We start from the raw sequence: 15899 nt of genomic DNA, 5'->3' as shown, positions 1-15899 counted from the left end.
AGAAGAAACATCCCGGCACGTTTAAACCGCCGTGCTGGCACATCGGTACTAGCACGGCGGTTCATGGCGATTATTGTTTATTCAGGTAATTATAGATGGCCTGCGCTGCTTCGGCGCGAGTAACAGACACTTTCGGCGCAAAATGGTTATTGCTTCTTCCGACCATAATGCCCAGCTCTGCCAAAACTTGAGTTGCCCCTCTTGCCCACGGAGAAATTTGCGCGTCATCTCCAAAGCTATGAGTTAAATCGGGTTGGAATGTTTGCTTGGTCTGCCATTCCACAGCTCGCTGCAGCATAACCGCCATTTCCTCGCGCGTAATTGCCGCATTCGGAGCAAAGCAGTCGTTGCCCTGGCCATTGATCAATCCCGCCTGTGCAGCTGCATTGACTGCAACTGCATACCACGCATCAGCGCTTACGTCTGCAAATGTGCCGCTTCCGTGATCGGCAAGCCCCAGCGTTCTTGCCAATATTGCTGCGAACTCAGCGCGCGTTATCTCGCGGTCAGGCGCAAAAGTTGTCATTGACGTGCCTTTCAGAATCTGTCTGGCAGCAAGTTCACGGATGGCCTCTTGCGCCCATTGAACCTTGAATAAATCATCGAATTTCTTCACAAACACCAAGCCCGCTATCTTGCCTGCCTCCAGCAATTGGACGGTGATCCGGCCATTCTCTACTTTTTCTTGCAAGTAGACAAGCTCTCCACCCTCTCCAATGCGATAAAGGTGATAGTTAGCCGGTTTTTCGGCGAGCGGCCAGGACAATGTCAGCGGCGCACCGAGCAGCTTCGCCGCTTGCTCGTTCGAGCCTTGCTTCCATTTTACCGAAACTTCCCACACCTGATCCGGCAATGAAATATCGGCTTTTTGCTTGCTAGCGGCAAGCGAAACAAGACTTTGACCTTCCTGCTTCGTCACGGCTTTCAGTTCAAGCGTCAGATTGGCGGAGCCGGCTGCCGCGCCGGACTTCAGCAATTCCTCTATCGACTCCGGGCTAAGCGACAATTGCGCCCCGCCCTGCTCAATCGTCAGCGGCTTATGTTGCTGTTGAAGCTGCTTAAGCAGCTCAAGCGAGATCGTTGCTGTCTCTTTTCCCGCTGCAAGCGTAATTTGCGGCTTCTCCGATAAAATATCTTGCGCCTTCACCACATACTCCCTAGCCGACGAACCCGTTTCTTGACCGCCCCCCGAAGTTCCTCCAGGCGAGGAGGTTGGCGGAACTTCCGGATCTACCGGAATCGCCGTCCACTTCGCATGCGCCGTCACATTGCCCGCGATCGCTGCGTCGAAGTCGAATGCCGTTACGTACGTGCTGCTTGTGTACCAGCCACCGAACGTATAGCCCTCTTTCGTCGGAGCGGCTGGCTGCGTCGCCTTGCTTCCGTCGACGACAGTTTGATTCGCTACCGCTGTGCCGCCGTATGTTTGGAAGCTCACCGTGTAGCTACTCACTGCCGGAAGCATTCTTAACTCAAAGGCAACATAGTTAGCCGTGTTAGCTCCGTCCTGCAAGCCATTGTCCGCCAAGCTGAGAGCCACTCCGTTCAGATTGTTAGGTTCCACCAGATTAATATGCGCCGTAGCTCCTATCTTTTTGCCTGCTTCAGGCGTAATGCCGATCGTTGTCCAGGGAATCGCCATCTCGACCTGATAGCCATCCCCCGTACGCGTGCTTTTTTGAATAATACCTTGTGTAAGGTTAGCATCTGGAAAGCCATTATAATAAGTAACAGGATCATCAACTCGAATGGTGTATTGATGTGTTTTGCTGTCGCGCGGACCTTGGACAAAGTTACTGTCCACGAACAATTCGACGCTTGTATCTTCCCAAACCGAATTGGTAGTCGTCGTTCTGATATGCCCATCCTTTACGTCAAAGGCTGCGTACAAATATTCCGGGCTCCACAGCAATCCCAATCTGCCTCCGCTGCTTTCATCAAGCAAATTGCCAAAGGCTTTATAGCTGATGTTCCAATTCGTATTCCAGGCTGCTTCATCGACTATCCCGTCGATATTCATCGCGGCTTGGTTAACCGATTCAAGCTTGTAGACTGTTTTTTCTTTTACAAACTTTTTGGGCAGCCATGCTGAGGAAGATACGGTATCCTGTGAGCTATCCTCCGTCAAGATGAGCTTTCCTGCCGCTGCAACACTGGCATCATCGACATCCTTATCGTTCACATGAGCGGTGAGGGCGATGATGTTGTTTACGATCGGATTAATATCAAGCGATCGCCATGGAATAGCGATCTCCATGTTATAACCATCTGCTGTAGCGGCGTAGCTGTATTTAATCTTTTCATTCGCTCTAGGGTTCTCTCGATAAATATATAATTGAGGGTCATTTACCCTAAAAACATATCTGACCGTATGATCATCATACGCACCTCGCTTACCTGTCCCATCCACATAGATTTCCAATGAATCGTCATCCCACGGATTGGACGCGCCGGAGTTGATGACATGATGATCTTTAACCGCTGCTGCTACAAATAAATACTCATCATTGTAATTAAATGAGACTGCGGCTTCATTGTCAGTAACTCCTGTTTGATAGGTTAACGGCATACGCACATTCCACATAGGCTCGTTCAGTTTTCCATCCAAATAGGGAGCAACCTGACTAAATGGAAGATCGTACTGTTTCATCGCCTCTCTATCAATTCCCAATAGATAAAGATCGCTGAAATATAATTCTGCTTCCTGACTGTCTGTCAATGTATAGAGTGTAATAGAGGCTATATCGGAAACATCGTTCTTTAATTCTGATAGTTCAAACGATACATGATTGTCCCCTGGTACTATAATGCCTATACGATGATCAGAGGCAACGCCACTCTTATCAATAAGCTTAATAAAAATATATTTTTGCTCATTGGTTGGATTAAAAGTGTCAAATTCAACCGTTTTGGCCCATGTGAAATCTTTCAGTTCTGCGTCTACAGGAATGCGTATTCCAGGATAGCTTTCCTGATCGCTCGCAGGAATCTTTACTCTTAGCGCTTTGCCATCCCCTTTCGCATGATCCTCTGTAATGCCTACAATAGTGGATCCATACACAGGTGTTATTCCACTAATCATCTGTTGGTCAAGGAAATTGTTAATTACTTTTTTTAGCATAATAGGCTCTATAATTAGAGATTTAATGACGACTCGTTTCGTAACCGTCAATTCATTAACGCCTTGCTTGAGCTTGATAGAAAGATCATTTGTACCTAAACCGAAATTCATCGTATAGCTGTAACGATCGCTTATGGAATTGCCTGCAATCGCCGCACCATTAATGTTTTCACCATTAATAGTGACCTCAGTTCCCTTCGCCGCATACACGACAACTTCTTTTTTAGTAAACTCATGAGGCAGATCATTAATTAAAACAAGTGCCTGCGGATTTTTTGATAGCTCTTCAATAAAATCTGCGATTTCACTTCTTACCTGCTGCAGATCCTGCGGATCTTTTGTAAACGATTTCACATTTGTAAACAAACGATCATAGTATGGCTGTATTAATTCCTTGGCGGATACTTGTACCCCAAGTTGCTGCGCTGCTTGTTTAATCCGATCCTCCAACAGCCACAAATATTCAAAGTCTTGGTTGCCGTCGCGAATCGTTTGCAGTCTCAACGTGGCAATCGGGCTGTTCATGCCGTATTTCGCGCCAGGATACAATAAAAATCCGTCTCCGTTAGCTCCCGGGAATGCCATCGGATCATTCCAGATATCGCGCGCAACATACTGGCTGCCGGTCCATTTCTGATAAACGTTTACCGACCAGTACAAATTCCCCTCAATGCCGTAAGATCGCTGCATCCAAGGGACGAGCCTCGCACTGATCAGGTCGTCGTCAATATGGTACGTCGGGTATGGATTCGCAGGTACGACGCAGCCATACCACCACATATTGCCGCCGTTCGCTTGAAAATTCTTGACCTGCTGCAAATATTCCTCGCTTTCAAAATCACGGAATAATGGCGCAAACGTATTGACATCTTGGATGAGATCCGGGTGAAGACTGGTCGTTACAATATGTCTTAAATCAGGATCAATAGCCGCGATTTGCTGGCTGCGCTGCTTGACCAAATCGAACTTGGCCGGCGTCGGCTCGTCAATCTCTCCGCCCAAATAGTAATAGGCTTTATCCAGCAGGCCTTCGTTCCCTAAACTTTGAACGAGCTTCTCCGCTCTGCTGTCTTCGCCGTTTGGCCCTTTGTCAAAATCGCCTACCGCGTAAGGAATATTGTAAGCGGATACACGCGGATCATTGACATAAGGCTCGGCGTTTTCTGCATAATGCTCGTAATCCCACGGGATAGGCAAGTAGGTGGGCGTCACGTGATAGTTTAATAGAAATTCATAATAGTTCCGATAAATCGCCCAATATTCAGGAGAGTCCTCCACCAAGCCCGGATATCCCGCAGGCAGCATCGAGCCCCATATCGCAAAAGCGGTTTGCGAATGATTTTGCTCCGGCAGCGCAAAATTTCTTACCTTCACCGTAATCGGCACCTGTGCCACACTGCCGTTGGCCGTGATCGAAATGGTGCCTGTATACACGCCGGCTGGCGTGTCCTCTTCTGTCTTTACCGTAAACCAGATGGCTTGATTATTGCCGCTTTGCACCTGAATCGATCCATGCAAATTCATATATGGCGAATACGGAATTAATGCATCCGGATACCAGCCCGGCTCGTATGCGCTATTAGACTTGTTGGTCGTTTTTACATAATGCTGCACAAGAACTTCTACCTGGCTTGCAGGTATAGTTGCACTGCCTGAAGTTAAATCCGATATTTCGGCGTTCGTGATATTTGCATATCCGCCTTCGGCCGTGAGCAGCACCTGTCCGCTCTGATATTCACGTTTGGCCATCTCTAGGTTTACTTCGGTTGAAGAGAGCGGAGCGGCATCCCGTTTCAGGTTCATGACGCTCGGAGCTGTCCACACGCTGTATGTACCTTCTGTCGGCTCGGGGTCTGTATCCGCGTTTAATTGAACAAAAGATACATCGTCAAAATAGACCCTGCCTGTGCCGCCCTTTATTAACAAATACGGCATCACTCGTTTTACGCCTTTTGTAATCGGGAGATGAAGCGGGAGCTTGAATACAAGGTGCTGCCATTCCCCCGTAAGCGGCGTGTCCAAGGTAAAGTCGGCATTCGTTATCCATCCGCTGTCGCCATAATAATCCAGGTTCAGCGACGGGAGGCCTGCCTGACCCGCATTTTCAGCCTTGACCCAAACGGAGTACTCATAATCTTTCGACTCGTCAATCGGTATATCTGAAGTATAGCGCCAGTAATAGAGCCAGTGCTGCCAGTCACCGTTGTCCGGATAGTCAAAATAGACGCTAGAATTGCCGGAATGCTTTTCTACATTGCTAATGCCGAAATTCGCATTTCCTGAATTCGTCCAACCGACCGGCATGCCGCCCGACTGCAGCTCGAAACCTGCGTTGTCAATCTTATTGCCGGATGTCGCCGCTGCTGTCTTGGGCGCATGCCCTGCTCCGGCGAATGCCGGAATGACTAGACATAAGATGATCAATTGTAAAGCCAATCGTTTGCTCTTGCTTTTCCATTTTTTCATCAAGAATCACTGCTCCTTTTCTCATAATCACAAGCGATTCATCATCTGTTCGTAGTGTTAATGCAGAAAAGCCAAGCGGTATGTTTCGAACGATGCGTGATCCGGCACGCTGTCTCCTTGCAAGGTAAGACGAATGCCGCCATCCGGATGCGCAGCGACGATCCCATCGGCTTCCATCCACAGGCCCTCGCGAGAGAGTTGTTCCACCTTCGCAAGCTCCCGACTTGTCGGAATCCAAAGCGAAAGTGACGGGTACGTCTCCATGCTGAAATTGGTCAATCCGAGCAGCGCTTCCGTATCGTCTTCCCACCAGACAGGATAAATATTGACCCCGAACTCTACCATCGCCGGGTATTCGCCATTCGTGAGATAGGACAGGATGTGTTGATACAGCCATTGCCTGCCTGTTTCTTTAAGTAAATCTCCCGTATGGGCAACAACCGCCATCGGATACGGTTCCTTCGTGACAACGACACCTGCCGATTGCCGATTCCCGAGGTTATCGTATATTTCCGACCAGACTTCGGCCCCTTCGCCCGCCGAAACAATATATCCCGCATGCACCGGGATATACAGCCAAGATACGACGTCTTTATGATGCAACCAATCCGGCGCTTGAGGAGCAACGATACGCTCGACTGCGGTGCGATGCGACATATCGCCTTTCTCGACTTGGATGGGACTACCTGGCATCATTCCCCGTTCGCACAGATGATAATAGGCTTCCGACGTGACGATCGCCCCTTTTTCCAGCCATCCGACGATCGTTGCCTCCGTATAAGCCATTGCTTCCTTCATCGTAATCAGCGTCGGCGTCTGAACGCCGGGCGCAACAGGAATCCCGATGCGGGTGAGCGAATGATTCATCCGCATCGACGGTTCGCCGCTTAAATTCATGCCAGCCGACACTCCCGGATCGCTCGAGAATGGCAATGAAGCGCCTCTTCGCTTCTTGCCGGACAACGCATCCGTGACAGCCTGCAAATAAGGCTTCAAAGGCCCCAACGTCCTCTGATAACTGCCGGAGTAATCGTGAAAACCGAGAAATCCATCGTTGATGCTTAACGTCAGCAACGGGCTAAAGCTGACAGTGAGCGTATACAGTTCCAATGCGAGTCCCCGAGCGGACTTGCCGCCGATTGTCCATGGGAATTGCTCGATTTCGGAACCCACCTGGCACGGCTCCGTGATCGTGGCGGCCATCGCATCGAATGTCACGCAACGATCGAGAATGCCGGGCAGATGCTCGTCGGTATAACTTGCGCCGCCGATCCTGACATACGGCTGCGGATGACTGACCGTCCTGAGCGCCCTGATCTCGGCGTCCAAATGACGACCGTGGCGCTGCATCATTTCAATCGTATTGGTCATTAGTCCCATATGGATATTCGGATTGACCGATTCGCAAGCTTCGCGGAGCGAGACAGCCAGCCCGACGAGAACATCCTCCTGGAACGCCCGCCAGTCGCGACGAAGCTGCAGTTCCGCAGTTGTACAGCTTAATGGATCTTTCAGCAACGTTACGTTAATCTCTTCTCGGCCGTACGCAGTCCCCGTCCGTGCGGCAAATGCCTCCAAATGCCGATCGCAGAAGCATAGGAACGAACTCGTTACAGCGCGTCCAAACAAGCGAAAATCGTCGTCGATCCAAACCCCATCGACATCGAGCGAAGCAAACAGCGCGTACCCGTCCACGATATATTGCTTAAATTCCGGACATAACGGACAAGGACACCCGCTCTCCACTCTCCCGTTCCCATCGACCATATCCGTAAATGTCTTGGCATGTTCGGCAGGCAGCATATTGGCGTGGCCCATCGTCACGTAATAGTTGACCATCGGGCTTATCCCGGCAGCACGGACTTCGGCGAACCGCTTGGCGAACAAAGGCAGCCGCTCGCGAAGGGTATTCAAGTCGGGATGATTCGCTTCCAGATGCGTGCTGAATGCCATAACGGCATCAGCGCGAATGTTCTTGGCATAGGTCATGAAGTCATCCCATAACGCATCATCTTGCAAAATCGGAAATAATGGACGCAAAATATACTGTACTTTCTCCGGCTGCATATTTAACTCTTTCATGGCTCGTTGTCTCTCCTCTATCCCAGCTTCTCGTCTTATTCCTTTACGCTGCCCAGTACAATGCCCTTAACAAAGTACCGTTGCAAAAATGGATAAACCATCAAGATCGGAAGCGCCGCTATGAAGATTTGCGCGGCCCGGCTCGTCCGGTTGTTCACAAGCGCGTGCAATTCCGCATCCCTCGGTGTCAGATAGGCGGGATCCAGCTTGATAATAATGGTCTGCAGGAAGCTTTGCAGCGGATAATTTTCTGTGTGATTCGCGAGAATAAGGCCATCGAACCAGCTGTTCCAATGGCCGACGATTGCGAACAGCAGCAACGTAGCGATCGACGGCATGGAGAGCGGTACGAAAATTCGCCACAGCACGGTGAACGGGCCGGCGCCGTCCAGCTTGGCAGATTCTTCAAGCTCTTTGGGCAAGCCGCGGAAAAAGTTGAGCAGCACAATAACATTAAAAATCGGGACAGCGGAAGGAATGACAAGCGCCCAGATCGTATCCAGCAGCCCTGTAGCCTTGATTGTCATATACCACGGGATTAAGCCACCGCTGAACAGCATCGTGAATACGAAATACCAAGCATAAAGCGTTCTTCCGGGAAACTGGCTGTTTTCCTTCGACAGCGGGTAAGCAATCAGAATCGTCAGCAGCATGTTGATGGATACGCCGATCACAACCCGTTGGATGGAAACCCAGAAAGCAACCAAATATTCTTTTTTCCCAAATACATTCTCGTAGGCGGCAGTCGTCCAATCGACAGGCCAGAATGTCACTTCTCCGGCGGTTACGGCGGAAGCGGAACTGAAGGACAGGGCCAGAATATGGAGCAGAGGAAGGATGCACGCAACGCCCAACAGCAGCAGAAAACAAGTGTTAATCATAGAAAACAGGCGGTAACCGCTTGACATTTTAACAGCCACTGTAACTACCTCCTAATCATGCGGTTCTAGAATATGCGATAATTCGCGAATCGGTAGGCAAGGAAATAGGACAACGATATGAAAATGAACGACACGACCGACTTAAACAGGCCGACCGCCGTAGCAATGCCATACTGCGCTTTCTCGATGCCGATTCGGTATACGTACGTATCAATAATGTCCCCTGTCTCGTACACGGGCACGCTATACAAATTGAACACTTGATCGAAGCCTGCGTTAAGCACGTTGCCGAGACTGAGCGTACCCAGCAACACAATGATCGGCAGCATGCCAGGCAATGTGACGTGCCACGTCTGGCGCCAACGATTTGCCCCATCTATTTCCGCGGCCTCGTACAGTACCGGATTAATGCTCGTCAGAGCAGCTAAATACACGATTGTACTGAAGCCGAATTCCTTCCATACGTCGGAGAATACCAATGTAAACCGGAACCATCTGTTATCGCCGAGAAAGAAAATCGGATCGAAGCCGAACAACCCCAAAAGCTTGTTTACAATCCCCTGAGAGGGAGACAAAATATCGATTAGAATGCCGCCCAAAATAATCCACGATAAAAAATGGGGTAAATAAATCAATGTCTGAACTGTACGCTTGAAAGCCGCTTTGCGAACCTCGTTAAGCAGAATGGCGATCGTAATCGGTACGATTAATCCGACAACCATCTTCATTAAAGCAATAATGATCGTATTGCGAATCACTTGCGAAGTGTCCGGGAGAGACATGACAAAATTGAAATTATCCATCCCGAGCCAAGGCGAGCCCCAAATACCTTTGGACGGCATAAACTTCTTAAACGCGATAACCAGGCCGGCCATCGGACCGTAGCTATACACGAGTACCAGCAAAAAACCAGGCAAAATCATCAGATGGAACGGCCAATATTTCCGTATTGCGGACACCATTTCTCTGTCTCCTTTCCTGTTGTGTGTACTGCAATCAGATGGGCGAGAAGAATGTTTATCAGCATCTTCTCGCCCATCCCGATTGTCATTCCCTACGCCATTACTTCATCGTCGCGTACCAATCGTTCACTTCTTCCGTAATCTTGTCGCCTCCGAGCTTCTTCCAATCCGTAACGAACTTGTCGAACTCATCAATGGAGGCGCTGCCAGTGATAATCTTCGTAAACGTTTCTTGTTCTTTCGTCTTTAACAAATCGCCCCGCTCGGCCATCGTCGGAGTGGCGGCGCCAAAAAATTCGTCGTAATGGTACCGGTTCTGCCTAAAGTACTCATACATTCTTTCGAAAGCGCCGCCTTCGCCTGCAATACCAACTTGATACCAGACGCTCGTGTCGCCCGACTGGAATTGCTTAAGTTGGTTGTAACGGTTGAGCAGGTCGCCGCTAAAGTCGATTGCCGAAGTATCATTCGTTTGCAGCGCTTTCATGATCTCCGCTCCACCCTGGACATAAAGATCCTGAAAAAGGACAGTGAAGGGGTTAACTTCGTAGGAAGCAACTTTACCGACGTCCTTCAGCGCTTTGCCGTTAGCATAGACGGCTAGCGGACTATCTTCTTTGAGTTGCCCTCCGGTCAATACCTCGACCCACTGATTCAATAATTTGAAAACCGCTTCCGGGTATTTCGCATTTTTATTCAGAACATAATACTCGCTGACACCTGCCGACACTTGCGTCATCGCAGGCTCATTATCGACGGAAGGAATCGTATATACGCCCCACTCCTGTGTCACTTTGCCGTCCTTCACGACAGCTTCTTGCATAGCGGCACTGTACCAGAACTGATTGAAGAGCATGCCCAAGCGATTATTAGCTATCAGTTCTACAACTTTCGAATTGTCATTAACAGCCGCTTCAGGGTCGATCTGTCCCGCCTTATATAGATCCTGCAATTGCTTTAATGCTGTTTTCACTTCCGGCTGTATGCTGCCATAAACGAGTTTGCCCGAGCTATCTTTCACCCATTGCTGAGGATACGCATGGTAACCGTTAAGGAAACCGCTTGGGTAACCAATACTGTCCTTATCCAGTCCAAGGCCGAATACCTTCCCTTTACCTCCCGAATCTCTCGTTGCAAAAGCTTGGGAAATGGTCAACAAATCCTGCACCGTCTTCGGTTCCGGCAAGTTCATTTCCTTCAGCCAATCCTTGCGCAGCCAGACGAACTGTGAACTGTTGAACGGACTATTCGTTCGTGGAATGGCCATCAGCTTCCCGTCGAAAGTAGCGGACTTCATTTGTTTGCCGCTATCGGCGGTCAACAGTTTCTTCGTTTTCTCGCTAGCATACTTCTCGTACACATCGGTTAAATCCATTACCATATCGGACTCAATCAGCTGCGGCAAATCCTCGCGCGTTACCTTAAAGAAATCCGGCAAGTCATTGGATGCAATGCTGACTTTAAGTTTGTTGTTGTATTCCTTGTTGTCCACGACCCAGTTATTTTTGATTTTGATTCCAAAATCCTTCTCATAGGCATCGTATATTGCATTCTTGTCCATCGTTTCATCATCATAAAGCATACTGGCAGCATCCACAGCTCTGATCGTCGTTACCGTGACCGGCGGGTCGAATTTACCGTTCGTATTGCCTGTCTCCTCAGTTGCTGGAGCCGATGCTGTCGGTGCCGTTGTCCCAGTGCCCTGATCCTGCTTTTCCCCATTTGTGTTGCTGCATGCCGCCATTACCGGCAGCAAGGCGAGTATACAAGAAAGTGCAAACTTCTTCGTTTTGCTGGAACTCATTTCTTTTTCCCCCTCGTGTCGTTGTTGAATCGCTTGCCTGACTTTTACTATACAGTCGTTCCAATCGAGCCACTATAAGCATTTCTTAACTTTTATATACGTTTGTATACGACTTCGGTATTATCATGATTTCGGGCAACTGTGAATCATGCTATGATAGGTTCTATCCAGGAACGGCAGGGGGCACCATCATGCGAAAGACGATTTTTACCAAGCTGATCTTCGCCTTTTTAGGTATTTTGCTGCCTTTCTACGCGATGACGCTGTATTTGAACGTGAAAGGCTCGCAAAGCATTCGCCGAGAGATTACCCATACGGTTAACAGCCGCGACGCATTTTACATGCAAAATCTCGAACAGGAAGTCAAACGGTTATCCCAGCTTATGTATGAACTCATCGTGGACAAAGATCCAATGCTGATCGGCGTATCGGAAGATCTTCAAGCGACAGCACTTCAGGATAAAGTGAAAACGTTGCAAAAGCGATTGCAAATGGTTAAAGCATCGAGCATTTACGTCAATAATCCGATGATTTATTTTCCTCTTATGAACAGAACGATTACGCCGAGCGGTGTAGCCGATTATAACAAGCAAAAGGACCCTGATGAGGTTGAACGGCTGTCCCGAAACGTTGACCCCAACCGAATTTTCCAATTGCAGGACGGCCGCTTGTTTTTGAGTTTGCGTTACCCGGTAAATACCGATTTCAAACGCCCTCCTTTGTTTATTGTCATGCTGGAGCTTTCCGCCGATCAGATCAAAGCCAGCTTGCAAAATATCGTCAGTGCGCAGCAAGACGATTTCCTGCTTGTCCATGCGACGGAGAAATGGATGCTTTCCAACGCGGTCGACGACCAGCATTTGGAGCAAATCAAATCATTGTCCGCCAAAAACAGAGCCGAGAATACGCTGTCCGAATCCGGGGCCGACTCCGTCAAGCTGGGGAACACAACGTATTGGGAATCTTATGTCACATCCGCGCAGTTGAAGCTGTCTCTGTTTGTTTATATCCCGGAAGAGAAAGTGCTGGGCGATTTGCAGAGCTATGAGAAGTGGGTGTGGGGCATTGTCGTCATGTCGGTTGCCGTCATTATTCTGCTTGCTTTAACGCTGTACAAAATGATGCACGATCCCCTTCGTAAGCTTGTTTCTGCTTTTCGCAAAGTGGAGCAGGGCCGTTTCTCCCCTGTTGCGGTAAAAGCGGCGAGAGACGAGTTTAGCTATTTGTTTGACGGTTTTAACCGCATGGTGTCCCGATTGAACGTCTTGATCCATGAAGTGTACGAGAAAGAAATCAGCTCGCAAAGATCGGAATTAAAACGGCTGCAGGCGCAAATTAATCCGCACTTCCTGTATAATTGCTTTTTTATTATGGGCGGCTTGATTACCGATAAGGAATATGGCAAGGCGTATGGATTCGTTCATTACTTGCGCGATTATTACCGGTTCATCACGAAAAACGCCGAAGATTTGATCCCGCTATCAGAAGAAATAAAACATGCGCAGACGTACGTGGATATTCAAACGATCTGTTATGGAGAACGGATCGACGTCGAGTGGGAACCGTTTCCCGATCGTTGGGGCAAAGTGCTCGTTCCCCGGTTGATCGTCCAGCCAATCATCGAGAACGCCTATAAATATGCGCTTGTCAATCACATTGGACAAGCAGAATTATGGATTCACTACCACGTCGAGGACGTTTGCTTGACCATTCTCATAGAGGATAATGGTAACGGTGTAGACGATGCGCAACTCGCTGCATTATCTACGCAGCTCGAAACGACGGTTGCCGGGCGTGATGAACCGACCGGCTTAATCAATGTTCATCGCCGTTTGCAATTGATGTTCGGTCCGGACTGCGGCTTATCTTTAAGCAGATCGCAGTTGGGCGGTTTGTGCGCGATGATCAAGATCAGACAACAAGACGATGCGGAGGAAACAGCATGTACCGAATGATCGTTGTGGACGATCTCCCGATTATTGTGAATCGTCTCGTAAGATTGTTTGAAGAGCGCGAACAATTGGAGCTTGAATTATACAAAGCGTACTCGGCCTATGAAGCGATCGATATTCTGAAGAAAATCAAGATTGATATCGTGCTGACCGATATTAAAATGCCGGGGATGGAAGGGATTGAGCTGCTTCATGAAATTCGCCAATATTGGCCGAAATGCAAAGTCATTTTCTTGACGAGCCATGACGAATTTCATTATGCCAAAAGCGCGATTTCAGGCGGCGGATTCGATTTTATTCTGAAGTTCGAGGACGACGATGTCATCGTTAACGCCATCTCCAAAGCCGTCTCGGCACTGGACGACGAGTACGCCGCAATGAAGCAGCTTCATGAAGCTCAAATGCAGAAGAGGCAGGCGATGCCGCTGCTGCAAGAGCAGATTCTGCACAATTTGCTATACGCCAAAGGGGATTCTCACCACAGCCAGCAGAAGTTCCTCGAGCTAGGCATCCCGCTGCATGTCGTTTCGCCAATTCATCTCCTTATCGGCAGGGTGGACGATTGGTCTGCGATTACTGGGACAACCGACCGCAAGCTGCTGCTGTATGCCGCACGGAATGTGACCGAAGAGTTGCTGAACATATCGGTCGTCATGGCATCGGTGACGGTGGACGAATCCCGGTTTGTTTGTCTCATCCAGCCGAAGGCGTACGACAGCGAATGGTCGGACGACACGTTGGAGCGAACTTTTGCGTTTGTGTTCGAGTCTCTTCCATCGATACAATCTACCTACCGCGACTTGCTCAAACTGTCGTTATCTTTTTCGCTTGGTAAAAAACCGGTCATGCTCGGTCAGCTTCCGGAAGCGTTCGAGCGTCTGCGCTCGCTGTTCTTGGGGCATGAAGGCGCAGGCAAGGAGCTTCGACTAACGGATCAAAACATTTCAAATACGGGAGGCCTGACTGCTGCCACTACCCGGCATAAAATGCAAAGCTTCGCGATTAAAAAAATCGAGCTGCTCGGTCATTACTTGGAAAATGGAACGATGGCGGAATTCGAAACGCAGTACGATGAAATTATGGGCAACACTGCCCGGAGAGACGTCTCCGGCTTATTAAAGTTGGAATTTTATCACAGCCTCGCTTCCATATTTCTGTCGTACTTCCGCCTCCATCCTCCGACACCCGATTTTATGGTGAAGGTTGAGTTAGGGAAGTTGACGCAAGCACCCCCCCAAGACTTGTCTTGGGGGGAGATCAAAGCTTTCTTTGCCGTGATGGCCGCGCACATTTTCGAACATAAAGGGGAAACGAAAGAGCCGGGCAAATATAACATCACGCTATGGCTAAACGACTACATCGAGAAACATTTAGCCGAAGATTTATCGCTGGCGCGACTGGCCGATGCAGTCCATTTGAATCCGGTCTATTTGTCTCGCCTGTATATACAGGCAACAGGAATCGGCATCTCAGACTATGTGAACATGTGCCGGTTGGAGAAATCGAAAGATTTGCTCAAAAACACCCACTACAAAATTTATGAAATCGCTGGCATGGTCGGTTACGATTCCGTGCTGAGCTTTATTCGATTTTTCAAAAAACAGATGAACATGACCCCGCAGGGATATCGAAACTTATAAGACGAATGGAGAACGTAGCATTGCGACACCGTCCGTTGGTATAATACAAAATATTATATCAAATCAACCCGGTGGTATGTTAAATTAAATGGATATAAAGAAAGCTGTCGAGACTTTCTCGACAGCCTGGGCATACGAAGTATGCTATTTTACATCGATATTGCAAAAAAACCAAGCTCCTGAGCATCTTTTTTGGGGTATTCCTTGTTCTTCATGTTATTTAGCGGTAGAATTCAAAGCCCTTCTCGTTTACTTTAATTCTATTATCCGCAAAACACTTCAAAGACTGAAATCCTCGGACACCATCTGGATTCTGTAATCTTAAACCGAATATATCGTGAAGTCACTTTGTCGAACCAGCATATACGCTTGTAGCCAACAACGGTTCCTATCCAGAGCGGCTTCCATTCCCCATCCTGCTGAACTTCGAGCTCTAACTTCTCGATCCGTTGACTATATCGATGCTCCTGCAGAACGACAAGGTTGAATTCAGTCTCAGCCTTCAGGTCAACTTCAATTGTTACTTGCTCCGTCCCCTCTTCAGGGCACCAGTAAGTATCAGGATTCCCGTCAAATATAGAGTCAACTTGATGACCGCTCATCGTCCCTGATGCCTGGGCCGAAGACCCTTCGGCCAGATTCGTTCTGAACGTATTTCGAATCGCTTCACCCAACTCGCTCAGACGAGCCCGGTCATTCTCATGAATGAGGCCCCGCTTATCCGGCGGCAAGTTCAGCAGAAAGGTCGCATTTCCGCCAACAGAGCCGTAATACACTTGAAGCGTGATAGAACCATCCTGGGAGAATCGATGTATTCACTTCCGCTGGATACCAGATTAGCTCACTCTCCTTACGAATGATTTCTCTGTTTCCAAGATCGCGGTCCTTTGAATCGAATCGCTTAGCGAATTCGCCATCATCCACCTGCTGGGATTTCTCTTGTATTTGCTCATTCGAGGTAAGGGAAGCCGGTACAACGCTCCATTCGGAC

8 protein-coding genes are annotated in these 15899 nt (G+C 48.8%); 2 read left to right on the top strand and 6 right to left on the bottom strand.

Translation table 11 applies throughout. The features are described from left to right. Nucleotides 1–70: 70 nt before the first annotated feature. From NNL21_RS30950 to NNL21_RS30930, 5 genes are all read right to left on the bottom strand, one after another. Nucleotides 71–5587, bottom strand: coding sequence for a sugar-binding protein (locus NNL21_RS30950; protein WP_204819050.1), 5517 nt, complete (start codon nucleotides 5585–5587; stop codon nucleotides 71–73). Between the two features lie 57 nt (nucleotides 5588–5644). Beyond that, on the bottom strand, nucleotides 5645–7669 hold the full coding sequence (locus NNL21_RS30945) for a hypothetical protein (RefSeq protein WP_204819049.1): 2025 nt from the start codon (nucleotides 7667–7669) through the stop codon (nucleotides 5645–5647). 35 nt (nucleotides 7670–7704) lie between these two features. Then, the gene (locus NNL21_RS30940) at nucleotides 7705–8589 is read right to left on the bottom strand and encodes a carbohydrate ABC transporter permease (RefSeq protein WP_256555600.1); all 885 of its coding nucleotides are present in this window, start codon (nucleotides 8587–8589) and stop codon (nucleotides 7705–7707) included. 26 nt (nucleotides 8590–8615) lie between these two features. Then, the gene (locus NNL21_RS30935; RefSeq protein WP_204819048.1) at nucleotides 8616–9512 is read right to left on the bottom strand and encodes an ABC transporter permease; all 897 of its coding nucleotides are present in this window, start codon (nucleotides 9510–9512) and stop codon (nucleotides 8616–8618) included. Between the two features lie 100 nt (nucleotides 9513–9612). Further along, the gene (locus NNL21_RS30930; RefSeq protein ID WP_204819047.1) at nucleotides 9613–11316 is read right to left on the bottom strand and encodes an extracellular solute-binding protein; all 1704 of its coding nucleotides are present in this window, start codon (nucleotides 11314–11316) and stop codon (nucleotides 9613–9615) included. A gap of 191 nt (nucleotides 11317–11507) precedes the next feature. On the opposite strand from NNL21_RS30930, the gene NNL21_RS30925 reads away from it, so the two are divergent. Beyond that, entirely contained in the window at nucleotides 11508–13271 is a 1764-nt protein-coding gene (locus NNL21_RS30925) for a sensor histidine kinase (protein ID WP_204819046.1), read from the top strand. After that, nucleotides 13259–14908: a response regulator gene (locus tag NNL21_RS30920; protein WP_204819045.1), complete on the top strand. Its 1650-nt coding sequence runs from the start codon at nucleotides 13259–13261 to the stop codon at nucleotides 14906–14908. The genes NNL21_RS30925 and NNL21_RS30920 overlap by 13 nt, the downstream gene beginning before the upstream one ends. Nucleotides 14909–15171: 263 nt before the next feature. Here NNL21_RS30920 and NNL21_RS30915 read toward each other — a convergent pair whose 3' ends face one another. Beyond that, nucleotides 15172–15684, bottom strand: a complete 513-nt coding sequence (locus tag NNL21_RS30915; protein WP_256555599.1) for a discoidin domain-containing protein — start codon at nucleotides 15682–15684, stop codon at nucleotides 15172–15174. Between the last annotated feature and the right edge of the window lie 215 nt (nucleotides 15685–15899).

Origin of the sequence: Paenibacillus mendelii (genome assembly GCF_024498075.1) — a bacterium.
In the GTDB taxonomy this organism is placed as follows: domain Bacteria; phylum Bacillota; class Bacilli; order Paenibacillales; family Paenibacillaceae; genus Paenibacillus_Z; species Paenibacillus_Z mendelii.
The sequence above is the reverse complement of the archived record's forward strand: the minus strand, read 5'-3'. Positions and strand labels throughout refer to the sequence as shown.

Coding starts and splice junctions, on each gene's coding strand:
- NNL21_RS30930 (WP_204819047.1), bottom strand. CDS start 11,316: ATGAGTTCCAGCAAAACGAAGAAGTTTGCACTTTCTTGTATACTCGCC.
- NNL21_RS30925 (WP_204819046.1), top strand. CDS start 11,508: ATGCGAAAGACGATTTTTACCAAGCTGATCTTCGCCTTTTTAGGTATT.
- NNL21_RS30920 (WP_204819045.1), top strand. CDS start 13,259: ATGTACCGAATGATCGTTGTGGACGATCTCCCGATTATTGTGAATCGT.
- NNL21_RS30935 (WP_204819048.1), bottom strand. CDS start 9,512: ATGGTGTCCGCAATACGGAAATATTGGCCGTTCCATCTGATGATTTTG.
- NNL21_RS30950 (WP_204819050.1), bottom strand. CDS start 5,587: ATGAAAAAATGGAAAAGCAAGAGCAAACGATTGGCTTTACAATTGATC.
- NNL21_RS30945 (WP_204819049.1), bottom strand. CDS start 7,669: ATGAAAGAGTTAAATATGCAGCCGGAGAAAGTACAGTATATTTTGCGT.